Consider the following 23,264-nt stretch of genomic DNA (forward strand, 5'->3'; position numbering starts at 1 on the left):
TTAATCCTCCAATGCAAACGCGATCAGGGCATCGCCGGGTGCGGAGCCCAGCGGGCCGTGGCCGCCGGCAGCGATTACCACGTACTGTTTGCTGTCTTTGTTCAGGCGATAGGTCATGGGGGTGGCGTGGGCGGCGTAGGGCATTTCCTGTTCCCAAAGCAGCTCGCCGCTATCGCTGTCGAAAGCGCGGAAGTAGTGATCCAGCGTGGCGCCGATAAAGATCAAACCGCCCGCCGTTTGAATGGAGCCGCCGGTGTTGGGCGTGCCCCAGGGGAAGAACTTGCCTAAACCAAAGGGCGCCAGCTTGTTCAGGTTGCCGAGTGCCCGCTCCCAGATAATCTCGCCGCTATTCAGATCAATCGACACCAGCTTGCCCCAGGGTGGCTCAACGCAAGGCTTCATGTCTGGCCATTCAGTGGCAAACACGCTGCGCGTAACGGCATAAGGCGAGCCGCGCTGCGGTGCCAGGCCCACCAGATCGCCGCCAGAGACATCGGAGACTTCGTCCTGCGGCACCACCTTCATCGTAAAAGGCGCAATCTGCAGGTTGACGACCATGCGCTGCTTTACCGGATCGACGGAGACCGAGCCCCAGTTGGTACCACCGCCGAGGCCGGGGTAGGCGAGAGTGCCCTGAAAGGAGGGCGGCGTGAAGATGCCTTCGTAGCGCAGGCTGTTAAAAAACTCGCGGCAGTATTGTTTATCCCAGGGGGTGATGCCCCAGATTTCGTTTTCGCTCAAGCTGGCCGGATGCAGGGGTTTGGGTTTCACAGGAAAGGGCTGGGTTTTTGATGTGAATTCACCGGGTATGTCGGTCTGCGGCACCGGGCGTTCTTCGACCGGGAACAGGGGTTCGCCGGTTTCTCGGTTCAATAGAAAGATGTGGCCCATTTTGGTGGCGGCGATAACAGCCGGAGTCTGCCCGCGAAAATCAAAGGCAACTGGCTGGGCGGCCATGTCGTAGTCCCAGACGTCGTGATGCACGGTTTGGAAATTCCAGGCGGCCTTGCCGGTATCGGCATTCAAGGCAACTACCGAGCTGCCGTAGTAGTCGAGGTCACCGCGCTCTTCACCGGCGTAGTGATCCGGGGAGGGGTTGCCAGTGGGCACAAACACCAGATTGCGCGCTTCGTCGCCCGACAGTAGACCCCAGGCGTTGGGGGTGCCGCGGGTCAGGGTTTTACCCTGCTTGATGTCGGCGGCGGTGACGGAAGTCTGCGTGGGGGGGACCGGATCCCAGGCCCAGAGCAGCTCACCGGAGCGGGCGTCAAAGGCGCGAATAGCGCCGCTGGGGGCATCGACCCTCTGGCCGTCCTGCACGTAGGCCCCGGTAATCACCTTGTCACCCATAACCAGCGGCGGTGAGGTCAGGTAGTACTCGGCGGTAGTGAGGTCGCCCAAACCCTGCGTGAGATCGACAGCGCCGCTGTCACCAAAGTCTTCGCAGGGTTTGCCGGTGTCGGCGTCGAGGGCAATCAGGCGTGCGTCCAGCGTGCCCAGATAAATACGCTTCTGGCACTGTTCTGCTGGCTGCCCCTCCCAGTAGCTGACCCCTCGACAGGCCGGCGTGTAAACTCCGGTCAGATCCACCTCGGGGTCGTGCATCCAGTTTTCCTCCCCACTTTCCGGGTTGAGGGAGATCACCCGATTGAAGGGAGTGCACAAGTACATGGACTGGTTGACCACCAGTGGGGTCACCTGCAACGCAGTGGCGCCGTGGCTTTCGCCGCCGCTGGAAAAGTCCTTGAGGCGGTAAGTCCAGGCCGGCTTCAGGTGGGACACATTGTCGCGGTTAATCTGGGTGAGCGCCGAATAGCGCTGGCCGCTGTTGTTCTGACCAACCACGGGCCAGTCGGCGGTGGCGCCGGAAAAATCCACAGTGGGTTTAGAGCAGCCAATCAAAGCGAGCGCGGCTGCGCTCGCGAACACAATTTTTCGCATTGTTATTCTCGGTTTTTCAGATGCGGCATCACAACGCGGGAAAAGCTTTCCAGTTGCTGCCAGCCGTAGGTTGGATCTTGTCCGGCAATGAGCGGGTGCAGACAGAGCTGGGCGTTGTCGCCGAGCCTGTCGAGATAGTCTGCCACCTCATCGGGCTTGATGATCGGGTAAAGCCCGGTTTCCCGCAGCGGTGCGGCGTCAGTCATTTCCAGATACTGGCCCTGCATCGCCGACGAGGCCTGCCATTTACCGTAACTGTTGCACTCGAACAGGATGTGAGGTGCCATGCGCTTCCACTCCGCGTCCGGGTCGTCGCTCACCACAAAAAAGCCGCTGCCGAGTTCCATAAAAGGAATCGCCTCTTTGCCCAGACGTTCGCGCTCGGCATTGAATTCCTCAAACAGGGCGCGGTTTTCGGTATAGAAGTAGTCGACCATACGGGCGGCACGGCGCGCGGCCGGTTTGCTGGAGCCGCCCATCCACAGCGGCGGGTGGGGGCGTTGCACTGGGCGCGGTGTTACTTGTACCGGGCGACCTTCATAGGTGAACGGCTCGCCGGTCCAGGCCTGTTTGAGTGCGTTGATCTTGCTCTCCATCAACACGCCGCGATCTTTCAGCTCAACGCCAAACATCGCAAACTCTTCCGGCACATAGCCCGCGCCCACCACAACTTCAAGCCGGCCCTTGCTGATGATATCCAGCACTGCCAGATCTTCAGCGACGCGGATGGGGTCGTGAAAAGGAAGAATAATCAGCGCCATACGCAGCCGGATGCGTTTGGTGCGCGCTGCCATCGCCGAGGCTAACACGATAGGTGAGGGGAGATAGCCGTCTTCGCAACCGTGATGCTCGCTGATCTGAATGCAGTCAAAACCCTGCTCGTCGGCCCACTCGGCCATGTCGAGGGCGGCGTCATAAAGTGCGCGCTGATCGGCCCCGAAATCCGGATTGCGCATATCAAAACGGAGCAGAAGCTGAGGCATAAACTTTCCTTAAATGCTTACTCTTCAGTGACAGTGATGGCGGCATTCGGGCAGAACTTTTCAGCCTTTAATACCTTTTCACGCTCTTCAATGCTGATATCACTCTTGATGACGACCGCCTGCGGATAGGGCGCATCGCTTTCCTGTAGCTCGAATACCTCACCGGCCTCGGCCTGACAGACGCCGTGACCCTGACACAGATCCAGATCGATTTTGATACAAAGTTTGCCCATCGTGTTCTGTCCTTTTGCTTACACGTCCTTCCGTCGCTTGTAGCGCAGTGTACAGGGATCGCTCGGCCGCAGAATCAACGCCGGCATGATTTCCTGATACTGTTCCGGCGGCATCGTCAGCTCAAACTCAAAGTGGCGCAGCAGTTCGCAGAAAATCGCTTTGACCTGCAGCAGGGCAAAGGCATTGCCCACGCACTTGCGGCGACCACCGCCAAAGGGAATGGCAGCAAAAACATTTTTTGGCGCCGGGCGTTTCGGATCGAAGCGCTCGGGCTCGGGAAAATGTTCCGGCAGTTTGTGCGCCACCCAGGGGCAGAGCATCACGTTTTTGCCGGGCTCAATGACGTAGTCTTTATAGTGGAAGGGTTTCATCACCCGGCGGGAAATGGCATTGAGCGGCGGGTGCAGACGCAAGGCCTCGCGGATAAAACCTTCCAGCAGCGGGATTTCGCGCAAGGCGTTAAAGCTGAGCTCCTGGCCGCCCTCAAACAGTTTGTCGATTTCGCCCACCAGTTCCGCGTGATACTGAGGGTGGCGAACGATTTCCAGCAGGGTCCACGCCGAGGTATTCGAGCTGGTGTGGTGACCGGCAAACATAAACCAGATCACCAAGCCGGTAATTTCGTGCTCACTTAGTTTGCGACCGTCTTCATACTCGGCAGTCATGTAAATGTTGAGCATATCGTCCAGCGGCGCCTCGCCTTTGGCTTCGGCATCGCGGCGGCGGTGAATTTCTTCGGTGATCAGTTCCTGCAGCCGCTCGCGGGCCTGATCGCGTTTTTTAAAGGTATCTTTTTGCTGATTCGGATCGAGCAGGGCCGAGGGGTCGATACCATTTTCAAGATCGCGATAGAGATCGGCAAACTCGTCGGTCAAGCGGTAGCGAAACACCGAGCCCAGCAGGCAGTGGGTTGACGTGCGCAGGGTCAGATCGGTAAAGGCCTCGTAGAAATCCATCTCGCCTTCATCGCCCCAATCCTTGGTGAAGTCGATGACTTCCTGGGCGACGGTACCGGCGTAGCTGGCCATTTTGTCGTGCTTCAGGCCCTGATACTGAATTTTCAGTTGCTGTCGTTCAATGTGCGGTTCGGCGCCGTACTGTACGCCCTCGCCGAAGACCGGCACCATCATCTGATAGGCTTCCGAGGCACTGAGCTGATCGTCCGGCGCACGGAAAAAGGCTTCGTGGGCCTCCGGACCAATCATCAGTACCGTGGGCAGGCCGCCCATATCAAACTCGCCCACTTCGCCGCATTCCTCATGGACCCGTTTCATAAAATCCAACGGCGTGGTGATGAACTCCATGTAATGACCGCCCTCGGCGGCGGCACCGCTGGCCTGCGGAATGGCTTTACCTTCGGCTTGTGTTTGTGTGCTCATGATTCACCTCTTCAGGAGTTGCTGGCAGCTTTCTTTTGTTTATCTGCCATTTCCTGTTCGTGTTGGGCAATCGCGGTGTTGATGCCACCCACGTATTCTTCCATAAAGCGGTCGGCGTTTTCTGCCGCCCAATTGAGTGAGGCCGGGCGGTTGTCGTTGCTGTGCTGGAAGTGGGGCATGACTTCGCGGGCGAACAGTTCGTAGGATTTTTTGGTCGCGTCGAAGTCTGCGGCATTGTGTGCCAGCGCCAGAAAAGTTTCAAAGCCGCCGGACTGGTCCTGCAGTTTCTTGATGTGATTGACCAGTGTTTCGGGTGTGCCAACCACGCCAACGCCGAAGGCACCCAGACCACCGGTCGTCCAGATCTCAATCGCTTCTTCAAAGGATTTAGCTTCCGGGAAGGCGCTGCCGCCGAACTTTTTGAAGTAGCGCATCATGTCCATCAGGCCGTATTCCAGATCCTTGTAAGCCTGCTCTTCCGTTTCGGCGATATGGAAGGGCGTCACGATACGCCAGTTGCGGCGGTCAACCTGCTTGCCGTGTTCGGCGGCTTTTTCTTCACAGATATCCCAGTGATTGGCCAGCTGTTTGAAGCCCTCCGGGCTGGAGGCGGCCACCGAAATCATGCCGAGACCGTGTTCACCGGCGGTGCGCGCGCCGGTGGGGCTGATGGCTGAAGCCACGGCCATATCCAGGGGGGCCTGATAGGGCAGGATCTGACAGCGGGCTTCGTTCAGGGTGAACCAGTCGGTTTGCATGGTCACGGTTTCACCGTTGAGCAGTTTTACCAGTGCGGTCAGGGATTCATTCATGCGACGGCGCAGGTCTTTCGGGTTGATGCCCATCATATAGGCATCGGCTACCAGTTGGCCGGGGCCCACGCCAAAGGTCAGACGACCACGCACTTGATGGTCGAGCTGGCAAATACGATCGGCCAGTACCAGAGGATGGTGGTAGGACAGGGAGCTGACGCCGGTTGCTAAGCGGATATTGCGCGTGCGCTCGGCGACGGTGGCGATAAATACTTCTGGTGAGGCGATGCATTCATAGGCGCCGCTGTGGTGCTCACCAATCCAGGCTTCGTCGTAGGCGAGCTTGTCCAGCCATTGAATCAGCTCCATATCGCGCTCAATGGCGAGCGTCGGGTTGACAATGTCTTTGTGGAAAGGTGCGAAAAAGGCACCGAATTTCATGCGCTTGGGTTTATAAGTCATAACCTGGCCTCTGCTTTTCGATACGGGACGAGCCTTGATAATGAGCTCACTATAAAAACAAAACATTTCTATAGCAATGTTTTTGTGAGGAATAATTCTCGCTCAGTGAAAAGCTTGACGAGGACTCAGATCGTCGCTAGCCTGCAAAAACATTTCTGGTGAAATGTAATGGCATCAAATAAAAGCGCCGCACAATAATACAAAGGCACTATCAACAAGGCGCTATTGGAAGGGAGAATGGCGGCAACGCGCGACAGTCAGCGCGGGGGCTCGCCAATCACGACGGCGGATAAAACAATGGCTTATAAAAATAAGGCCTTGGGCTTTGCAGGGGGGCTGTGTCTGCTTCCTGTTGCTGTCTCGTTGCAGGCTCAGAGCGGGGAATCCGAGACAGCGGCTCAGTCGGCAGCAACCAAGGTTTCTCTGGAAGAAGTCTACGTGACCGCGCGGCGGCGCGAAGAGAGCCTGCAGGAGACACCGGTGGCAGTCAGCGCTCTCGGCGCCGATGCTCTGGCCGAGGCCGGGGTATCGTCCATTACCGACCTGCAGCAACTTGTACCGGGCCTGCAGTTTGGTGAGAGCGGTTCTAAAACCCCCGCGATTTTCATTCGCGGTATCGGCCAGCGCGAGGGTTCGGCCGTGCTTGACCCCGGTGTTGGGGTTTATCTGAACGGCATCTTTCTGGCGCGTCAGGATACCCAACTGCTCGATACCGTTGATACGCAGTCGATACAGGTATTGCGCGGCCCGCAGGGCACCCTGTTCGGCAAGAACAATACCGGTGGCGCGATGCTGGTAAGTACCCGAGCGGCCAACCTGTTTGAGCCTGAGTTCGGGGCAACCGTCAAGGCGGGCAATTTCGGTCGGCAGGATGTAAAGCTCTACGGCAATATTCCGCTGGTCGAAGACAAGATGGCGACCCGCTTTGGCATCAGCAGCAAGCGTTTTGACGGAGATATTGAAAATTTTGACGGCGAAACTTATGGCGACGAAGACCGCCTGGCGCTGTCGCTGCGCACGCAGTGGCAGGTGTCGGAGCAGTTCGGAATGGATCTGTTTGCCTACTGGAGCAAGCAGAGTGAGCGCAGTACCGCGCTCACCTGTATTCTGCAGAACCCGGAAGCCAATATCGTTCAGTTGATCTATCCCGCGCGGCCGGCCTTCAGCGATTCCTGCGCGGTGAGTGAGCGCGCCGCCGATGACCACGAGGTCACCATCAACAGCGGCGACAGTATTGTCGCGATGCAGAGCACGATGCTAGCCCTGACCCTGACCTGGGACTTTTTTGACTACGAAATAAAAAGTATCAGCGCCTGGAGTCATCAGGACGACATTGAACGCAATGACGATCAGGACGGAACCTCGACCCAGATTATCAACAACGGCACCCGGGCATTGAACAGTGTGCTGCGAGCCGATGGCAAAGAGACTCGCGACGAAACCCGCGACCAGTTCAGTCAGGAGCTGCAGATTGTCGGTTCGGCTTTCGACGATCGGGTGAGCTATACCGTGGGCGCTTTTGCTTCGCTTGAGCGAATTGACGACAACCCCTTTGCTCAGGTTATCGGGCCCAAGGGCCTGGCCGGTATCGATCCTTCAACTATCAGCGACGCAGTGTTTCCCGGGCTGCCTTCGCTGGGTGATGGTTTTGTTTTTCCGCTGACGACGCTGTTTGGCGGTTTCAGCTCGCTGGAAAACAAAAGTTGGGCGCTGTTTTCCCAGTTTACCTGGAGCATAACGGACACCGTGCAGCTCACCATGGGTGGGCGCTATACCTTTGAAGAGCGTGAGCGCGCCCTGACGTTGGTGGATATCGACGAGCAGACCTACGGCCAGCGCATCGGTGCCGCCTACATTGATCAGGCCGGCTTCTACAGCCCCATTACCCGGGCCCAGTTCGATCAGATCGGCCGCAATTTGCCGGATCTGCCGGTCGATGTGCGCGAAGATGCCGACGTGCGCAGTGAAGAGTGGACCAACTTTACTCCCGCCGTCACGCTCTCGGTGCAGGCCAGCGAAGACTGGCTGGATGCGATGAAGCTCGACAGCGCGCTCTGGTATGCCACCTACAGTGAAGGCTTCAAGGCCGGTGGTTTTGAACCGCGTGGTCCGGAGCTGGTGGCCTTTGACCCGGAGGAAGTGGTGAACTACGAGCTTGGCGTCAAGCTGGATAGTCTGGATTCCACCCTGCGTTTTAACGCGGCCGTGTATGCCATGGACTACACCGACATTCACGTGCGCGTGGCGGAGCAGGGCGAGCGCATCAGCGATATCTTCCTGTTTTTGACCAACGCCGGTGAGGCCACCATTCAGGGGGTGGAAATGGAAACCACCTTCCTGTTGGGCAATTGGGTGTTCAATGCCAGCGCCAACTATACCGATGCCAGCTATGACGAATACACCGCGACCATCGTGACCCCGGGTCAGGGCGAGTCGGTGGTGGATCGCAGTGCCGAGCCCTTTGCGCTGGTACCGGAAACCTCCTATTCGTTTACCGCGCAATACAACTGGATGTCGCCGGTCGGTCTGATCGTGCCGCGGCTGTCCCTCTACCACCGCGACGAACTGTTTACCGGGATTGATTATCTGGCGGTGGAATACGACTCATCGACGGTCGATGCCTTGACGCTGGTCAATGCGCGCCTGAACTACTTTCCGAGTGAAAAGCTGCGGGTGTCGGCCTATGTCGACAACCTGACCGATGAGGATTATTTCAAAAGCGGTTTTGCAGTCAGCGCCTTGCTCGGTGCGGCGACTCTGGTGCAGGGCACGGCCCGTACCTTTGGGATGGAGTTTTCCTACGACTTTTGAGTTTGGAGAGACTTCTGGATGCTGACCTGTGTCGGCGTGCTAGAGGACCGGCATCGCCCACCTTCCAGCGCGTGATGTCGGATAGCGGTTCCCTGCGTGCGGGCGGGGAACCGTTTTTTTTGGCTGTCGGTTTATTTAACCGCGCTTGGGACCGCCGTTGCTGCCAGGCCAGCGCGAACCGGAAATAGTGTCGGCAAAAGGCATAAAGCCTTCCGGATCGAGTTTGCCTGCCAGCTTGATTTCCCGGTCGAGGAAGATGGGCCACCACAGGTGGGCGGACACCTGCTCGCGCATGGGCAGACGGCTTGCCAGCGGATCCCAGGGGCTGTCCCGCAGTACCAGCTCACCCTCGACTTCTTCCTGCCAGGCGGTGCCGTATTTGCTGCGAACATGCACCACGTGGGGCGGGAAGTCGTAGCCAGCGGCAGGGTCGGTTGAGACACCCGTGGCGCGGGAATACTTGAGCCACCACTCGTGCTGCTCGAATTCATCCTTGGGTATGTTCTCGCCCTTCGATACGCCCTTGAACTCAACAAAGGTATAACCCTGGTGGATGCAGCGCGCACTTACGCTCGGGCCGAGGCGGAAGTATTCGGTGGTGCAGGGATACTTCGGCTGGCCGTTGGTTTCCTGGCTGATGAAAATGGCCGACTCCTGATCGATGCCATAGCCCAGCGTGTATTCGCCGGCCACGCCGTTGTAGTTGGCATTCACCGAGGTCACGATGCCGTACTCGGGCTCGTCGGGTACCGGAAAGTTGTAAATGGTCAGGTTAACGTGCGGGTCGGCGCCGGGCTCGATGCCGGGTGGCAGCAGTGCGGCGATCTTGTCGGGGTCGGTGCGGTAGACAATTTTCAGCATCGGCCAGTTGATGATATCGCCCGGATTGCCCTGGGGTTGGTTGCTCATCGGTGCTTCTCCACTGTTATGGTTGGAATGTCGGTTTGAAGGATTACGCCTCTGCGGCGACGGGATAAAACTGGCGAACCCACTTGCGGTAGGTCACCAGCGTGTGATCTTCCTTGCAGAACAGGGGCCGGCGGCGGTGAACCTTGTTGGCCCAGATCGGGTAGTCCTGCTTGATGCCATCGAGAATGCCGCGAATCACTTCGTCGCCGGCAAGGTCTTCGATTTCACGCCGCACCGACAGCGACCAGCGCAGCAGGGTGGTGTGTGCGTCAATTGGCTGGGCGCTGTTGTAGACGATCATTTCCGCTTCCGGTGCGTAGCTGGTGCGCACCAGTGCCAGCCCCGGTTGATGCAGGGTGACATTAAGCATGTGCGGGCGCGCGGTATGGCGGGCATCGGCGCGCAAGTAAAGGCGTCGGCCGTCGTCGTCGATAGTCACCTCCGAAGCAGGTGTCTCCAGCTGGCGGTGCACATACTGAAAATGCACCGGGTCGCAGGTGTTTTCAGCGATGTCCTGAATGTGGGCCGGTACCTCGAACTCGGCCATGCGCGCCGGCGTCCACTGCTCGTCGTCGAGCTCGCTGATGCGCGGCAATTCGTATTGGGGCGCGGTATTTTCCGGGTGATACCACATATAGATTTCGCCGTTGGCTTCGTCGGTTGGCCACATGCGAATCCGGGCCCGGTCCGGGATCTCGTCGCAGTAGGGAATTTCTACACACTTGCCGCTGTTATCAAAGCGCCAGCCGTGGAAGGGGCAGGCCAGGGTCTCGCCGACAACGCGTCCTTCCACGCCGAGGTGGGCGCCCAGGTGTGGGCAGAAAGCGTCCTGCACTACCGCGACGCCGGAGCGGCTGCGGTACAGGGCCAGCTCGCGCTCAAAGGCGTAAACCCGCTTGACCTCGCCCACTTGCAGTTCGTGGCTGCGCGCCACTGAATACCAACCCATGGGAAAGTCGTCCGGGGTTGTGGCGGTTTTGGATTCACAGACGGGAATGCGCTCTGCCATGCGGTAACCTCTTGGTGGCGAGTAATTTACGTTATTGAACTTACACACGTGTGTACAAATTAGTAAAGCGAATCCGTGGCCGCAAGACCGTTACGCAAATTTAACGAAGCGCTTGCAGGTTCATACGCCCGATAGCAATAGTTTGCTGCGCCGGGCTATCTCCGGGCGCCAGTTGTGGAATAATGGTCGACCAACAAAAACGACAATAGAGGTTGTACGATGGCTGTATCCCAAGAATTTTCTGCTGATGTCGATGCCCTCTATGGGCTGCTCACTGATCCTGACTTTCTGGTTGAGCGCAGTGTTGCGCTGGGCGAAGACTGCGATGCCGAGGTTGAGGAGTATGAGGACGAGACCGTAATCACTCTGAAGCGGAAAGTGACCCGGGAATTGCCCGCCTTTCTCGCCAAGATGTTCAATCCGGTGCAGACCATCACCATGACCGAAACCTGGCGCCCGGACGGCGATGCCTGGGAAGGGGATTTCGTGATGACGGTGGAAGGTCAGCCGGTCACTATTCGCGGTGAGTTCTCCCTCAAGCCATCGAAAAAGGGTTCGGTCTACACGGTCAGCCACAGCTGCAAGGCCAAGATCCCGCTGGTCGGCGGCAAGGTGGAGAAGTTTGTGCTTTCGCAAACCTCGGACGGGGCCAAGGATGAGCTGAACTTTGCCGCTGCCCGTCTCGGCTGATCGAGGAAAATAAACCAAACCGTCGGCGACTCCGTAAGGGCTGGTATTGACCTGTGGGTATTGCGGTCTATACTGGTTATGCATACAGTCAAGGAGTCGCCGTGCTGCTCAATCTACCCCTCGCACTATTGGATCTGGAAACCACCGGTGGAAATCCGGTGCGCGACCGGATCACCGAGGTTGGCCTGTGCCTCTGGCACGACGATGGCAGCGAGTGGTACTGGGAATCCCTGGTAAACCCCTACACGGCAATCCCCGAATTTATCCGTCAGATTACCGGTATTTCGCAAGGTATGGTGGCGGATGCCCCAGGCTTTGAAGATCTGTCCGCCGAACTGTTTCGCTACCTCGAGGACAGCGTGTTGGTGGCGCATAACGCCCGCTTCGACAGCGCTTTTTTGCGACGCGCCTTTGAGGCCTGCGGCTTCCGCTACCGACCTCGGGTACTGTGCACGCTGCGCCTGGCGCGCCGGCTTTATCCCGATTGGCCCAGTCATAGCCTCGATAATATCTGCCGTCAGATCGGCTACCGCCGCGACGTGAGTCACCGGGCCATGGCTGATGTGGTGGCCATGAAGGCCTTTCTTGAATACGCCATTGAGGATTGCGGCAAGGCGGCGGTCGAGGCCGCCGCCCGCCAACAGTGGCAACTGCCCTCCCTGCCGGTTCATCTGTCGCGAGCGGATATTGACCGCATTCCCGATGAGCCGGGTGTCTACCGCTTTTACGGTGAGAGCGACGGCCTGCTCTATGTCGGCAAGAGCACCAAACTGCGCTCGCGAGTGCTGTCGCACTTTAACGGCGATCACAGCAGTGCCAAGGAGATGAAGCTGGCCCAGCTGGTGCGCAGCATCGACTGGGAAACCACCGCCGGAGAGCTGGGAGCCCTGTTGCGCGAAAACGAGCAGATCAAGCAGCTGGGGCCGGTGTTCAATCGGCGCCAGCGGCGGCAGCGCTCGCTCTGGTATTTCCGGCTGGAGCCGGTTGAGGGCTATCTGCAGCCGGATCTATCCGAGCAGGCGCTGGAGGGCGGCTGGCGCGTCAGCGACACGGTGTACGGCTTGTACAAAACTCGCAAACAGGCTCGCGATGCCCTGCTCAAGCTGGCAACCGAACACCGTCTTTGCCAGCGCCGTCTGGGTCTGGAAAAAGGCCGCGGTGCTTGCTTCGGCTACCAGTTGAAGCGCTGCGCCGGCGCCTGTGTGGGCGAGGAGTCGCATACCACTTACAACTTGCGGTTGCAGGAAGCGCTTGCCAGAAAACGCCTGTTGCCCTGGCCCTATGGGGAGCCGGTTGTCGCCATTGAAGAGCGCGGTGAGCAGCGGGATTTTCACCTGATCGACTATTGGGCTTACCTCGGAACTGTGAATTTTGCCGAGCAGGTAGTACCAATTTTTACGGAGAAAGCCCGGCGCTTTGATTGGGACAGTTATAAACTGTTAATTCGCTACCTGCCTGCAACGCGGGTATTGCCGCTATCCAGCTTTGGGAGACTGAGTGATGAGTTTGCGTGAAAAAATGCTGTCGGATTCGGGTATTCCGGGCTTGCTGCCCAGGGTCGATGAAATCACAAACACTCTGTGTGAGTGGACGGGTTCGGAAGCCCAGGCGTATCAGTGGTATGTCGAGCACCCGATAGCGTCCCTCTGTAATAAAACCGCAGAACAGCTGGTTCAAGAAAAGGACCTGACCCTGGTGCTCGACTTTTTACGTCGCTCGGAGCAGACGACGCACTGACGCTATTCTCTTCAGCCGTCTTTCAGAAAGCGCAGCAGGGCATTCCAGCTGGCCTTGTCGGCCGCTGCATCATAGGCCACTGGCAGACCGGTTTCCTTGCCCTTGGCGGTGGCGCCGGGGTTGGTAAAGCTGTGCAGCACGCCGGGAAAACTCAGTAGTTCCAGTTGCGCGCCAGCCTGGCCCATCTCGGTGACAAAATCGCCCACCTGTTTCGGTGGAACCATCGGATCCGCGCCACCGGTGGCCACCAGTACCTTCGCTTTTATCGCGCCCTCTTCGGCGGGCTGTTCAGTGCCCAATGAGCCGTGAAAGCTGGCGACGCCGGCCAGATCATTGCCCATGCGCGCCTGATTCAGGACCACCGCACCGCCAAAGCAATAGCCGATGGCGAAGACCTGCTCAACCTTTTTCAGTTTCAGCAATTCTGCCTTGGCGGCATTAAAGCGGGCGTTCATTTTTTCCGGCTCAGCCAGTGCGGCCTGCATGAAGGCGGTAGCGTCCTCGGGATGGCTGGCCACCTTGCCGTGACCGTACATATCCACGGCGATTGCGGCGTAGCCTTCCTCCGCCAGCTGGCGCGCGCGGCCTCGGGCGTAGTCATTCAGCCCCCACCACTCGTGTATCACGATAACGCCGCTGCGAGCCTTGCTGCCTCGCGGGGTATAGAGCACGGCGCTGCCAAGACCGTTGGCAAATTCAATCGCCTGTTCTTTGGGGGCGGCATTCAGCGCGCTGGCACAGGCCGCGGCGAGAAGGACAAAGACAAAGCGCAAACGTTTCATGGTGGGAAGCTCCTGAAAAAACGGAAGCCCCATTCTAACCAGTGGGCTGATTAGTGCCAGTCTTGGGTGGTGCGCTTCTACTGGGCCTGTTCCAGTTCTTCCTGGGCCTGTAGCCAGGCCTCTTCACAGCGTTCCAGGGATTGGCGCAGGTCGCCCTGCTGCTTGAGCAGTTCCTGCAGGCGGCTCTTGCTGGCGGCTTCATAGAGACTGCTGTCGGCGAGGGTTTCTTCCAGTGTCGACAGCTGCTGCTGGGCTTTTTCCATATCCGCTTCCAGGGTTTTGATCTGCTTGCGCAGAGGAGCCTGCCGGGCGCGGGCGGCAGCGGCGTCCTGCCGGGCCTGCTTTTTGTCCTGCGCTTTGGCGGTCGAGGATGCCTCTTGGGTTTCGGTGCCGGTGTCGGCGGCGCGGCTCAGCAGCCAGTGACGATAGTCGTCCAGATCGCCGTCGTAGGGCATGGCGCGGCCGGCGTGGACCAGCAACAGGTCGTCTACCGTGTTGCGCAGCAGGTGGCGATCGTGCGACACCACGATCAGCGCGCCCTCAAAGCCCTGCAGGGCGACCGTCAGGGCCTGGCACATCTCCAGATCGAGGTGGTTGGTGGGTTCGTCGAGCAGTAAGAGGTTGGGTTTTTGCCAGACAATGATGGCCAGTGCCAGGCGCGCCTTTTCGCCGCCGGAAAAGTGTCGGCAGCTGCCGCTGGCCATGTCTCCGCGAATATTGAAACTGCCCAGAAAGTTGAGGATCTCCTGCTCCCGGGCCTTCGGTGCCAGCCGCTGCAGCTGGGTTGCCGGGCTGGCATCCAGATCCAGGCTTTCCAGTTGGTGCTGGCTGAAATAACCCAGCGCCAGATGTTCGCCGCAGGTGCGCTGGCCCGCCAGCAGGGGCTGCACTCCGCCGAGGGTTTTGAGCAGGGTCGATTTACCCGCGCCATTGGCCCCCAGCAAACCAATGCGGCTGCCGGGGTGAACACTCAGTTTGATGTCCCGCAGTATGGCTGTGTCGCCATAGCCCAGTGTCGCCTGGGTCAGGGTCAGCAGCGGGTCGGACATCTTTTCAGGCAGGGGAAACGTAAAGCTGAAGGGCGAGTCCACATGGGCCGGGGCAATCTGGGTCATGCGCTCCAGCGCCTTGATCCGGCTCTGGGCCTGACGCGCCTTGGTGGCCTTGGCCTTGAAGCGGCGAATGAAATTTTCCATATGGGCAATTTCGGCTTGCTGCTTCTCGTAGGCCGACTGCTGCTGGGCCAGTTTTTCCGCCCGCTGGCGCTCGAAGGCTGAGTAGTTACCGCGGTAGTGAGTAAGCGAGTGCTCGCTCAGGTGCGCGACCTGGTTGCAGGTGGCATCGATGAAATCCCGGTCGTGGGAGATCAGCAGCAGAGTGCCGCCGTAGGCCTGCAGCCACTGTTCCAGCCACAGGGTGGCGTCCATATCCAGGTGGTTGGTAGGCTCATCCAGCAGCAGCAGATCGGAGGGGCGCATCAGGGCCTGGGCCAGGTTCAGGCGAATCCGCCAGCCGCCGGAGAACTCGTGCACCGGGCTTTGCAGTTGTTCTGGTTTGAAACCCAAACCCAGCAGCAATTGCTCGGCCTGGCTGGGAATGGCGTAGGCGTTCAGGGCGTCGAGCTGGCCGTGCAGCTCCGCCAGTCGCATGTCGTCTTGGCAGGTTGCCAGCTCGGCTTCGACCTTGCGAAAGGCGTCGTGACCGTCAATTACATAGTCGACGGCGGCGCGGCTGCTGGCGGAGACTTCCTGAGCCATATGGGCGATGCGCCAGTTCGCGGGAATTCGTACACTGCCGTGATCCGGTTCAAGCTCGCCGCGCAGCAGAGCAAACAAACTCGACTTGCCGCTGCCATTGGCGCCGATCAGCGCGACGCGATCACCGTCATGCAGGCGTAAGTCGGCGTTTTCTAGTAAAGTTTTACCGCCGCGTAGTAAGCTTAACTGTTCGAATTCAATCATGGGCGGCGATTATAACGGAGGTGGTGTGACCGACAATGCCCTTTGGCAATTTAGCTTGCTGGTTTATTCCCAACCGCGAGTGCACAGGCTCTGTCAGCTTCTGCAGGACGAATACGGCGCGGATGTAAATCTGCTGCTGTCCGCCTGCTGGCTGGCCAAGCGAGGTATTGTCTGGACGCCGCAGCAAGTCGCCGACATGGTCGCGAAAAGCCGCGAATTCCGTGAAAACTACCTGTTTGAAGCGCGCGCACTGCGTCGCAAGCTCAAACACTCTGCACCGCCCAGCGTGTATCAGGAGGCGCAGCGCTTCGAAATGGCAGTGGAGCGCTGGCAGCAGGATGAAATCTACGATTACTGGCTGAAAGCCTCTGCAGCACCGAAGAAGCAGTCCTTTTCCCTCTGCGCACAAACGAACCTGCATCGCTACTTCGACCAGCTGGAGCTCGCCTGGAACGGGCAAATGAGTGAGCTGGTCGAGGCGGTGGCAGCGACGCCGCCCGCCGAGGGCGATTGATAAGGGCCTGCGTTACTCCACGTCGAAGATCGACGCCACCTTATCTGATTTGGCCTTGGGCTGACTGATGGTATCCGGCAGCACGGTCGCCTTGCGCCGGGGTGGCGGTGGTGGCGGCTCCGGCTCCCGGCGAACAGGCGCGGGTGCGGCTTTCTTGGTCTCGGCAGGCTTGGCTGTGGCCGCTTTCTTCTCCGCCGATTTTTTCTTGGCGGCAGCGGGTTTGGCGTCAGTTTGTGGTGCTGGCACTTCGGTTTTAGCCGCAAGAGCCGCTTTTTTGGCCTCAGCGGGCGCCGATTTTTTGCCTGCAGGCGCAGAGCTTTTCGTTTTGGCAGGCTGTTTTTTGACTGTTGGGGCTTTTTTGGCCGCCGGTGCACTCTTGGCTGCAGCCGCCTTTTTGGCCGCAGGCGCTTTCTTCGCAGCGGCTTTCCCGCTTGCCTTGGCGGGCGCTTTTTTGGCGGCTTTCGGTTTTGGCAGGTTTTTGAGTGCGGCCTGTTCCGCCGCTTTCGCCGCGTTTTCAGCGGCAATATCGGCTTTTACCTGCTCGACTGCGGTTTTTGCCGCTTCCAGTGCGCTTTCGGCCTCAGCCAGCGCCTTTTCGGCCCGCTTTACAGCTGCGCCGGCGCTTTTTTCCTGGGCCGGGGTTTTTGCGGCACGGAGCTTCTGATTGGCCGCTTTCAAGGCCTCTTTCTGCTTTTTAGCGGCAGTTGTCGCCTTTTCGGCGGCATCTTTAGCCTTTTTGAGCTGCTGTTCCTGTGTGTTGAGCAGCTTGTCGCGCAAAGCAGCCAGCTTGTTTTCCAGAGCTTCCACGCTGCCCGCCTTCTTATTATTGCCTGGCATGCTTCTTAACCTTTCGAAAATGTTCAAAAAAACACCAGTTCCATTATACAAACTTGAGACGCTATATCTATTGTCGGTTGCCTAAAGTGTGGCAGACTGTCGTTTTTGCAGCGCCCACTGCGGGTGCAAAATTCTGTTAAGAGTAGACGAGAAGGTACTGGAATGAAAAGAAAAGTCTTCGCCGTTATGTCAATGGCTGCAATTGTGGCCGCCTGTGACGGCGCCAAGAACCCCTCAGAAGCAAAGCTGGATTCAGAAATGGAGAAGGTCAGCTACAGTTTTGGGGTCGATCTCGGCAAGCGTATCGGTGAGAACATGGAGTTGGATGTGGCCGCCTTCAGCGCCGGTGTCAGTGACGGCATCGAGGGCGGTGAGCTGCAGATGTCCGAAGAGGACATGATGGCGACGCTGCAGGGTTATCAGCAGAAGAAAATGGCTGAGATGCAGGCGGAAGCTGAGCAGGAGGCCACCGAGAATCAACAGGCATCTGAGGCTTTTCTGGCGGCAAATGCCGAGAAGGACGGGGTTGTCGTTCTCGACAGCGGGCTGCAATACAAGGTGCTTGAAGCCGGTGAGGGCGCCAAGCCCACAGCTGATGATACGGTGGAAGTTCACTATCGCGGCACCCTGATCGACGGCACCGAGTTTGACAGCTCTTACGCCCGTGGCGAGAGCATCACCTTCCCGGTGGGCGGCGTTATCGCTGGCTGGACCGAAGCCCTGCAACTGATGCCGGTAGGCAGCAAGTGGGAGCTCTACATTCCCTCTGATCTGGCCTATGGCCCCGGCGGCACTCAGGGCGTGATTGGTCCCAATCAGGCTCTGGTGTTTGAAGTCGAACTGCTCGGCATTGAAGAAGACGGTGGCGAAGAAGGCTGATCGACTGCGTCAGGCGTCTGGAGCCAGACGTCTGACGCAAATCCTCAATTCGCTGTTCTGCGAATACTAAAGTTATACAGACTGAAGCTTCCATCATTTACTGCCAGCGTGGCGGTGACTGATGCCTCGCCGTTGTCAAAGCGCGCCGGAAAGCTGTAGCTGAGGCGCTGTTCCTCCCCAAATACCGACAGGGCCGCGGTCAGCGTAGAAAACTGTGGTGTATCCATCGACTTGAAGCGTCCTAGCGCCTTGTATTCATCGACTACCTGATACAGCTGCTCATTGCTGACAGCGGCTTGCGCGGCGGGCGTCAGGTGGCTGCGCAGGGCCTCGGGCTGCCAGCTGGATATGTCGGTGAGGGCATCTTCCAGATAAAGCCGCGCCGCAGCGGAGTGCTTTTCATCCTGCTCGCTGGCGTAGAAGTAGAGCGCGGCAAATACCAGCAGGCACAGGCCAACGAAGGCGTGTAGGGGTCTCAGCATGCTCAGATAACACCAATACTGTGCAGGAAGACGACCAGAATGCCCAGCGGGGCAATGTAGCGAAGGGCAAAGTGCCAGAGTGCGAAGTTGCGGTCGTTTTCAAAGCCCACCTCTGCCTTAACCCGGTCGCGGGACAGCACAAAGCCGACAAAAATCGCAATCATCAGGCCGCCCAGAGGCAGAATGTAATTGGCGGTGATGTGGTCGAGGGCATTGAAAAAATCGCCGGAGTAGATGCAGGCGATACCGCCCAGCCAGCCGATGCCGGCTGCCAGCATGGTGCCGACCTTGCGGTGCACGCCATGGCCTTCCAGCCAGGCGACGCCCGGCTCGATCAGGGAAATGGAGGAGCTGAGTGCGGCGATGCTGACCAATATGAAAAACACGCTGCCAAAAATAATGCCGCCTGGCATCTGGCCGAAGGCAATGGGTAGTGAGACAAACATCAGGCCGGGCCCGGAGCTGGGTTCCAGGCTGTTGGCGAACACCAGCGGAAAAATCGCCATACCGGCGACCAGCGCGATGCCGGTATCCAGCGCACCAATCAGCATGACGGTTTTGCCGATGGAGTGCTCCCCCGGCATATAGGCGCCGTAGGCCATGATGGCGCCCATGCCTAGGCTAAGGGTAAAAAAGGCATGACCCAGAGCCACCAATACCGCTTCGGTGGACAGTTTCGAGAAATCCGGCGTGAACATAAAGGACAGGCTGGCGTCGACCTCGCCCACCGACCAGCTGTAAATCAGCAGGCCTAGCAAAAACAGCATCAGCAACGGCATCAGGATTTCAACGGCGCGGCCGATACCGCGGGTAACCCCAGCGGCAATGACGCCGCCGGTAAACACCACAAACAGGCTCTGCCAGAACCACTGGCGGTTGAAGCTGTCGGTAAGCGCACCGAAGTTGGATTCAATGGTCTCGGCGCTCTGCCCTTGATAGACCCCGGACAGGCTCTGCCAGCTGTAATCCAGTGCCCAGCCGGCCACCACACTGTAAAACATCAGAATCATCAGGCCACCTACTACACCGCCGAGGCCGACAATCCCCCACGCTTTTGAGGCGCCCGCCTGCGCGCTAAGATCCAGCATGGCGTCCACGGGGTTGGCGCGGCCCGCCCGCCCGGCCATGATTTCGGCAATCATCACCGGAATGCCAACCGCCAGAATGCAGGCCAGGTAAACAATAACAAACGCGCCGCCGCCGTATTCGCCGGTGATGTAGGGGAACTTCCAGATATTGCCGAGGCCAACCGCAGAGCCGGTGGCGGCGAGAATAAAAGTCCAGCGTTTGGTCCAGTTGGCGGTGATGTTATGTGTCATAAAGGCGGCTTATTGTTAGATTGAGGAGATTGTAGCGGTATTGATGAGTGAAACCCAAGGCAGTTGAACGTTTTATAGGCTATAATGCGCGCCGCTCAAAACGGGCGGGCCGGTGACAACCCTCCGATGACCCCAATTTTTTAGCGAGGCCAAGACGGTCTCGTGCACTCCCAGAGAATCCCAATGATCGAAAAGTTACGCAATATCGCGATTATCGCCCACGTTGACCACGGCAAAACCACCCTGGTTGATAAACTCCTCAGCCAGTCCGGAACCCTGGATCGCCGCAGCGAAGGTGCCGAGCGCATCATGGACTCCAACGACCAGGAGCGCGAGCGCGGTATTACCATTCTCGCCAAAAACACTGCCATCAACTGGAACGGCTACCGGATCAATATCGTGGACACCCCTGGGCACGCCGACTTCGGCGGTGAAGTAGAGCGCGTACTGTCGATGGTCGACAGCGTACTGCTGCTGGTCGATGCGGTGGACGGCCCCATGCCACAAACCCGCTTTGTCACCCAGAAGGCCTTCGAGCGTGGTTTGAAGCCGATCGTCGTAGTCAACAAAATCGACCGCCCCGGCGCCCGCCCGCACTGGGTTATCGATCAGGTCTTTGATCTGTTTGATCGTCTCGGTGCTACTGACGAGCAGCTGGACTTCCCCATTGTCTACGCCTCCGCCCTGAACGGCTACGCTGGCCCTGAAGCCGACGAGCTGGCCGACGACATGACGCCTCTGTTCAAAATGATTGTCGACAAGGTGAGCCCGCCGGAAGTAGACGCCGACGCGCCGCTGCAAATGCAGATCTCGGCGCTGGATTACTCCAGCTATGTGGGCGTTATCGGTGTCGGCCGGATTACCCGCGGCACGCTCAAGCCGAGCCAGCCGCTGGTGGTCGTGGACAAGGACGGCAAAACTCGCAAGGGTCGCGTCCTTACCGTGATGGGCTACCTCGGCCTGGAGCGGGTGGAAGTGCAGGAAGCCAAGGCCGGCGAAATCGTCTGTATTACCGGTATTGAAGGCCTGAGTATTTCCGACACGCTGTGCGCGCCCGAGGCCGTCGAACCCCTGCCGGCACTGACCGTTGATGAGCCCACAGTAAGCATGACCTTCCAGGTCAACGACTCACCTTTTGCGGGCAAGGAAGGCAAGTACGTTACCTCGCGCAATATTGCCGAGCGTCTACAGCAGGAGCTGATCCACAACGTGGCCCTGCGCGTGCGTCAGGGTGACAGCCCGGACAAGTTTATCGTGTCCGGTCGCGGCGAGCTGCACTTGTCAGTGCTGATTGAAAACATGCGTCGCGAAGGCTTTGAGCTGGGCGTATCCCGTCCGGAAGTGGTGCAGCGCGAAGTGAACGGCGAAATTCAGGAGCCCTTCGAGCAGGTCGTGATTGACGTCGAAGAACAGCACCAGGGCGCGGTGATGGAAGAGCTCGGTCTGCGCAAGGCCGAACTCACCAATATGGAGCCGGACGGCAAGGGCCGGGTCAAGCTCGAATTTATTGCGCCTTCGCGCGGACTGATCGGCTTTCGCTCCCACTTTCTGACCCTGACCTCCGGTTCGGGCATTATGACCAGCATTTTCGACCACTACGGCCCGGTCAAAATGGGTGACGTTGGCAAGCGCATCAATGGTGTGCTGGTGTCGATGGTGCAGGGCAAAACCCTGAGCTACGGCCTGTTTAACCTGCAGGATCGAGGGCGCCTGTTCAAGGGCCACGGCGAAGAGGTCTATGAAGGGCAGATTATCGGCCTGCATTCGCGCGGCAACGACTTAGTGGTCAACCCCACCAAGGCCAAGCAGCTGACGAACGTCCGCGCCTCCGGTACCGACGACGCGCTGACCCTGTCACCGCCGGTGCGCCACACCCTGGAGCAGGCGCTGGAATTTATCGAAGACGATGAGCTGGTGGAAGTGACCCCGCTGAGCATTCGTCTGCGCAAGAAGCTCTTGAAAGAGCACGAGCGCAAGCGGGCTGGAAACGCGAAGGGCTAATAGGGTGAGCGTCGGACGTCGAAAGCCTGACGTCTGGCGCAAACCTTCGCCGTGTCAAACGCCCGGCCAGTGCGCAAAGCCCGCCTGCTTGAGCTAAGCTGTAAGCTGTGACTGCAGTGAGGTTGCCGTGCTCCCCCTATTTCCGGAAATCAAACCCTACAAGACCTCGCGCTTTGCGGTAACGCCACCGCACGAGTTGCATGTCGAAGAGTGCGGCAACCCGGACGGTGTGCCGGTACTGTTTCTGCACGGCGGCCCGGGCGCAGGCTGCGGCCACAACAGCCGTCGGTTTTACGATCCCAAGGCCTACCGCATCATCCTGTTTGATCAGCGCGGTGCGGGCCAGTCTGAGCCTCACGCCTGTACCGACGACAACACCCTCGCCGATCTTATCAGCGATATCGAGGCCCTGCTGGATAAGCTGGCAGTTGAGCGCTGCATTCTGTTCGGTGGTTCCTGGGGCGCGACGCTGGCGCTGGCCTTTGCCCAGGCCAAACCCGAGCGGGTGCGCGGCATGATTCTGCGTGGTGTGTTTCTCTGTCGCCAGCGCGATATTGACTGGTTCTATCGCGAAGGGGCCAGCCGGGTTTTTCCCGATGCCTGGCAGTTGCTGCTGCGGGTGGCGCCCGATCCGGACGACATCATTGGCGGCTTTCACAGTGCGCTTCAGTCCAGCAACGATATCCAACGTATGGCGGCGGCCCGTGCCTGGGCGGCCTGGGAGACCCACTGCTCGACCTTTCGGGTACACAAGCACGATACCCGTACGGATGTGGAAGAGCGCAATGCCTTGGCCATGGCGCGACTCGAAACTCACTACTTTATGCATCGGGGTTTTCTCGACGAGAACCAGTTGCTTGAACAGGCCGACAGGCTGCAGGGTATTCCCGGCATTATCGTCCACGGTCGCTACGATATGGTGTGCCCGCTGGATAACGCCACTGCCCTGCACGAGCGCTGGCCGGAAAGTGAATTGCGGATTATCCGCGAGGGCGGCCATTCACCCTTTGAGCCGGCCATGGCCGATGCGCTTGTTCACGCCACCAACGATATGCTGGAATGGCTGACCAACAAATCCGCCTGAGATAGAGTCCCCAGTGAAAGTTCTGATCCAGCGCGTGCAAAGCGCCAGTGTCACCGTGAATGACGACATCGTCGGCAGCATTGATCAGGGCATGTTGGTGTTCGTCGGTATTGAGCGCGACGACACCCCGGCCCTGCTCGAGAGAGTTGCCGAGCGCCTGCTTAATTACCGTCTGTTTGCCGATGCCGAAGGCCGCATGAACGCCTCCCTGCGCGATATCGACGGTGGCCTGCTGTTGGTGTCCCAGTTCACCCTTGCCGCTGATACCCGAAAAGGTCTGCGTCCGGGATTTTCCACTGCGGCCAAGCCAACCGATGCGCAGCTGCTTTACAACGCGCTGCTCGATACCCTTGGTAGCAAGCATCACACCGTGGCCGCCGGTCGTTTTGGGGCGGATATGCAGGTGGCGCTGGTGAATGACGGCCCGGTCACCTTTCTGCTGGAATTCCAGTGAATGGCTTGCGGCATCGCTCCGCGCTTGTGCTAGTCTAGATTCAG

The 23,264-nt window shown here is 58.8% G+C and carries 21 protein-coding genes; 9 read left to right on the top strand and 12 right to left on the bottom strand.

Features of this window, described 5'->3' with window-relative positions; all coding sequences use genetic code 11:
• The 5 genes from ABY734_RS01305 to ABY734_RS01325 are packed head-to-tail and all read right to left on the bottom strand — an operon-like array spanning position 1 to position 5,751.
• Positions 1 to 1,941 carry a pyrroloquinoline quinone-dependent dehydrogenase gene (locus ABY734_RS01305; RefSeq protein WP_372777145.1) on the bottom strand — a complete coding sequence of 647 codons (1,941 nt, stop codon included), beginning with the start codon at positions 1,939 to 1,941 and terminating at the stop codon, positions 1 to 3.
• A gap of 2 nt (positions 1,942 to 1,943) precedes the next feature.
• A complete protein-coding gene (locus ABY734_RS01310; protein WP_372777146.1) occupies positions 1,944 to 2,924 on the bottom strand; it encodes an LLM class flavin-dependent oxidoreductase in 981 nt (326 codons plus the stop codon).
• 17 nt (positions 2,925 to 2,941) lie between these two features.
• Entirely contained in the window at positions 2,942 to 3,157 is a 216-nt protein-coding gene (locus ABY734_RS01315; RefSeq protein WP_372777148.1) for a ferredoxin, read from the bottom strand.
• A gap of 18 nt (positions 3,158 to 3,175) precedes the next feature.
• Complete coding sequence (locus tag ABY734_RS01320) at positions 3,176 to 4,537, bottom strand: cytochrome P450 (protein ID WP_372777149.1); 1,362 nt, start codon at positions 4,535 to 4,537, stop codon at positions 3,176 to 3,178.
• Between the two features lie 11 nt (positions 4,538 to 4,548).
• Positions 4,549 to 5,751, bottom strand: coding sequence for an LLM class flavin-dependent oxidoreductase (locus tag ABY734_RS01325; protein WP_372777150.1), 1,203 nt, complete (start codon positions 5,749 to 5,751; stop codon positions 4,549 to 4,551).
• A gap of 297 nt (positions 5,752 to 6,048) precedes the next feature.
• On the opposite strand from ABY734_RS01325, the gene ABY734_RS01330 reads away from it, so the two are divergent.
• Positions 6,049 to 8,562 (top strand): TonB-dependent receptor, encoded by a 2,514-nt coding sequence (locus ABY734_RS01330; protein ID WP_372777151.1) that lies wholly within the window; start codon positions 6,049 to 6,051, stop codon positions 8,560 to 8,562.
• A gap of 135 nt (positions 8,563 to 8,697) precedes the next feature.
• On the opposite strand, the gene ABY734_RS01335 is transcribed toward ABY734_RS01330, so the two are convergent.
• Together ABY734_RS01335 and ABY734_RS01340 are read right to left on the bottom strand one after the other, a co-directional pair.
• Positions 8,698 to 9,471, bottom strand: coding sequence for an acetoacetate decarboxylase family protein (locus tag ABY734_RS01335; RefSeq protein ID WP_372777152.1), 774 nt, complete (start codon positions 9,469 to 9,471; stop codon positions 8,698 to 8,700).
• Between the two features lie 43 nt (positions 9,472 to 9,514).
• Positions 9,515 to 10,480, bottom strand: coding sequence for a Rieske 2Fe-2S domain-containing protein (locus ABY734_RS01340; RefSeq protein WP_372777153.1), 966 nt, complete (start codon positions 10,478 to 10,480; stop codon positions 9,515 to 9,517).
• 219 nt (positions 10,481 to 10,699) lie between these two features.
• On the opposite strand from ABY734_RS01340, the gene ABY734_RS01345 reads away from it, so the two are divergent.
• From ABY734_RS01345 to ABY734_RS01355, 3 genes are all read left to right on the top strand, one after another.
• A complete protein-coding gene (locus ABY734_RS01345) occupies positions 10,700 to 11,170 on the top strand; it encodes a DUF2505 domain-containing protein (protein WP_372777154.1) in 471 nt (156 codons plus the stop codon).
• Positions 11,171 to 11,271: 101 nt separating this feature from the next.
• Positions 11,272 to 12,684: an exonuclease domain-containing protein gene (locus ABY734_RS01350; RefSeq protein WP_372777155.1), complete on the top strand. Its 1,413-nt coding sequence runs from the start codon at positions 11,272 to 11,274 to the stop codon at positions 12,682 to 12,684.
• Positions 12,671 to 12,907 carry a hypothetical protein gene (locus ABY734_RS01355; RefSeq protein WP_372777156.1) on the top strand — a complete coding sequence of 79 codons (237 nt, stop codon included), beginning with the start codon at positions 12,671 to 12,673 and terminating at the stop codon, positions 12,905 to 12,907. Before ABY734_RS01350 ends, ABY734_RS01355 begins: the two co-directional genes overlap by 14 nt.
• An 11-nt stretch (positions 12,908 to 12,918) precedes the next feature.
• Here the strand turns inward: ABY734_RS01355 and ABY734_RS01360 are convergent, their stop codons facing one another.
• Together ABY734_RS01360 and ABY734_RS01365 are read right to left on the bottom strand one after the other, a co-directional pair.
• Positions 12,919 to 13,689 carry a dienelactone hydrolase family protein gene (locus ABY734_RS01360; protein WP_372777157.1) on the bottom strand — a complete coding sequence of 257 codons (771 nt, stop codon included), beginning with the start codon at positions 13,687 to 13,689 and terminating at the stop codon, positions 12,919 to 12,921.
• 77 nt (positions 13,690 to 13,766) lie between these two features.
• On the bottom strand, positions 13,767 to 15,650 hold the full coding sequence (locus ABY734_RS01365) for an ATP-binding cassette domain-containing protein (protein ID WP_372777158.1): 1,884 nt from the start codon (positions 15,648 to 15,650) through the stop codon (positions 13,767 to 13,769).
• 25 nt (positions 15,651 to 15,675) lie between these two features.
• Between ABY734_RS01365 and ABY734_RS01370 the strand changes: the two genes are divergently transcribed.
• On the top strand, positions 15,676 to 16,164 hold the full coding sequence (locus ABY734_RS01370; RefSeq protein ID WP_372777159.1) for a TIGR02444 family protein: 489 nt from the start codon (positions 15,676 to 15,678) through the stop codon (positions 16,162 to 16,164).
• A gap of 12 nt (positions 16,165 to 16,176) precedes the next feature.
• Here ABY734_RS01370 and ABY734_RS01375 read toward each other — a convergent pair whose 3' ends face one another.
• On the bottom strand, positions 16,177 to 17,001 hold the full coding sequence (locus tag ABY734_RS01375) for a hypothetical protein (RefSeq protein ID WP_372777160.1): 825 nt from the start codon (positions 16,999 to 17,001) through the stop codon (positions 16,177 to 16,179).
• A gap of 162 nt (positions 17,002 to 17,163) precedes the next feature.
• Between ABY734_RS01375 and ABY734_RS01380 the strand changes: the two genes are divergently transcribed.
• Positions 17,164 to 17,880, top strand: coding sequence for an FKBP-type peptidyl-prolyl cis-trans isomerase (locus ABY734_RS01380; RefSeq protein ID WP_372777161.1), 717 nt, complete (start codon positions 17,164 to 17,166; stop codon positions 17,878 to 17,880).
• 44 nt (positions 17,881 to 17,924) lie between these two features.
• Here the strand turns inward: ABY734_RS01380 and ABY734_RS01385 are convergent, their stop codons facing one another.
• Entirely contained in the window at positions 17,925 to 18,362 is a 438-nt protein-coding gene (locus ABY734_RS01385) for a hypothetical protein (protein ID WP_372777162.1), read from the bottom strand.
• Between the two features lie 2 nt (positions 18,363 to 18,364).
• Positions 18,365 to 19,681, bottom strand: coding sequence for a sodium-dependent transporter (locus ABY734_RS01390; RefSeq protein ID WP_372777163.1), 1,317 nt, complete (start codon positions 19,679 to 19,681; stop codon positions 18,365 to 18,367).
• A gap of 183 nt (positions 19,682 to 19,864) precedes the next feature.
• Here ABY734_RS01390 and typA point away from each other — a divergent pair, with 183 nt between their 5' ends.
• The 3 genes from typA (at position 19,865) to dtd (ending at position 23,220) form a co-directional block, all read left to right on the top strand.
• Positions 19,865 to 21,682, top strand: coding sequence for a translational GTPase TypA (typA, locus tag ABY734_RS01395; protein WP_372777164.1), 1,818 nt, complete (start codon positions 19,865 to 19,867; stop codon positions 21,680 to 21,682).
• Between the two features lie 127 nt (positions 21,683 to 21,809).
• Positions 21,810 to 22,766 carry a prolyl aminopeptidase gene (gene pip / locus ABY734_RS01400; RefSeq protein WP_372777165.1) on the top strand — a complete coding sequence of 319 codons (957 nt, stop codon included), beginning with the start codon at positions 21,810 to 21,812 and terminating at the stop codon, positions 22,764 to 22,766.
• Between the two features lie 13 nt (positions 22,767 to 22,779).
• Complete coding sequence (dtd, locus tag ABY734_RS01405) at positions 22,780 to 23,220, top strand: D-aminoacyl-tRNA deacylase (protein ID WP_372777166.1); 441 nt, start codon at positions 22,780 to 22,782, stop codon at positions 23,218 to 23,220.
• Positions 23,221 to 23,264 lie beyond the last annotated feature (44 nt).

The sequence above is a fragment of the Litorivivens sp. genome (genome assembly GCF_041624475.1).
Classification (GTDB): Bacteria; Pseudomonadota; Gammaproteobacteria; order Pseudomonadales; family Spongiibacteraceae; genus Litorivivens.

Coding starts and splice junctions, on each gene's coding strand:
- ABY734_RS01305 (WP_372777145.1), bottom strand. CDS start 1,941: ATGCGAAAAATTGTGTTCGCGAGCGCAGCCGCGCTCGCTTTGATTGGC.
- ABY734_RS01310 (WP_372777146.1), bottom strand. CDS start 2,924: ATGCCTCAGCTTCTGCTCCGTTTTGATATGCGCAATCCGGATTTCGGG.
- ABY734_RS01315 (WP_372777148.1), bottom strand. CDS start 3,157: ATGGGCAAACTTTGTATCAAAATCGATCTGGATCTGTGTCAGGGTCAC.
- ABY734_RS01320 (WP_372777149.1), bottom strand. CDS start 4,537: ATGAGCACACAAACACAAGCCGAAGGTAAAGCCATTCCGCAGGCCAGC.
- ABY734_RS01325 (WP_372777150.1), bottom strand. CDS start 5,751: ATGACTTATAAACCCAAGCGCATGAAATTCGGTGCCTTTTTCGCACCT.
- ABY734_RS01330 (WP_372777151.1), top strand. CDS start 6,049: ATGGCTTATAAAAATAAGGCCTTGGGCTTTGCAGGGGGGCTGTGTCTG.
- ABY734_RS01335 (WP_372777152.1), bottom strand. CDS start 9,471: ATGAGCAACCAACCCCAGGGCAATCCGGGCGATATCATCAACTGGCCG.
- ABY734_RS01340 (WP_372777153.1), bottom strand. CDS start 10,480: ATGGCAGAGCGCATTCCCGTCTGTGAATCCAAAACCGCCACAACCCCG.
- ABY734_RS01345 (WP_372777154.1), top strand. CDS start 10,700: ATGGCTGTATCCCAAGAATTTTCTGCTGATGTCGATGCCCTCTATGGG.
- ABY734_RS01355 (WP_372777156.1), top strand. CDS start 12,671: ATGAGTTTGCGTGAAAAAATGCTGTCGGATTCGGGTATTCCGGGCTTG.
- ABY734_RS01360 (WP_372777157.1), bottom strand. CDS start 13,689: ATGAAACGTTTGCGCTTTGTCTTTGTCCTTCTCGCCGCGGCCTGTGCC.
- ABY734_RS01365 (WP_372777158.1), bottom strand. CDS start 15,650: ATGATTGAATTCGAACAGTTAAGCTTACTACGCGGCGGTAAAACTTTA.
- ABY734_RS01375 (WP_372777160.1), bottom strand. CDS start 17,001: ATGCCAGGCAATAATAAGAAGGCGGGCAGCGTGGAAGCTCTGGAAAAC.
- ABY734_RS01380 (WP_372777161.1), top strand. CDS start 17,164: ATGAAAAGAAAAGTCTTCGCCGTTATGTCAATGGCTGCAATTGTGGCC.
- ABY734_RS01385 (WP_372777162.1), bottom strand. CDS start 18,362: ATGCTGAGACCCCTACACGCCTTCGTTGGCCTGTGCCTGCTGGTATTT.
- ABY734_RS01390 (WP_372777163.1), bottom strand. CDS start 19,681: ATGACACATAACATCACCGCCAACTGGACCAAACGCTGGACTTTTATT.
- typA (WP_372777164.1), top strand. CDS start 19,865: ATGATCGAAAAGTTACGCAATATCGCGATTATCGCCCACGTTGACCAC.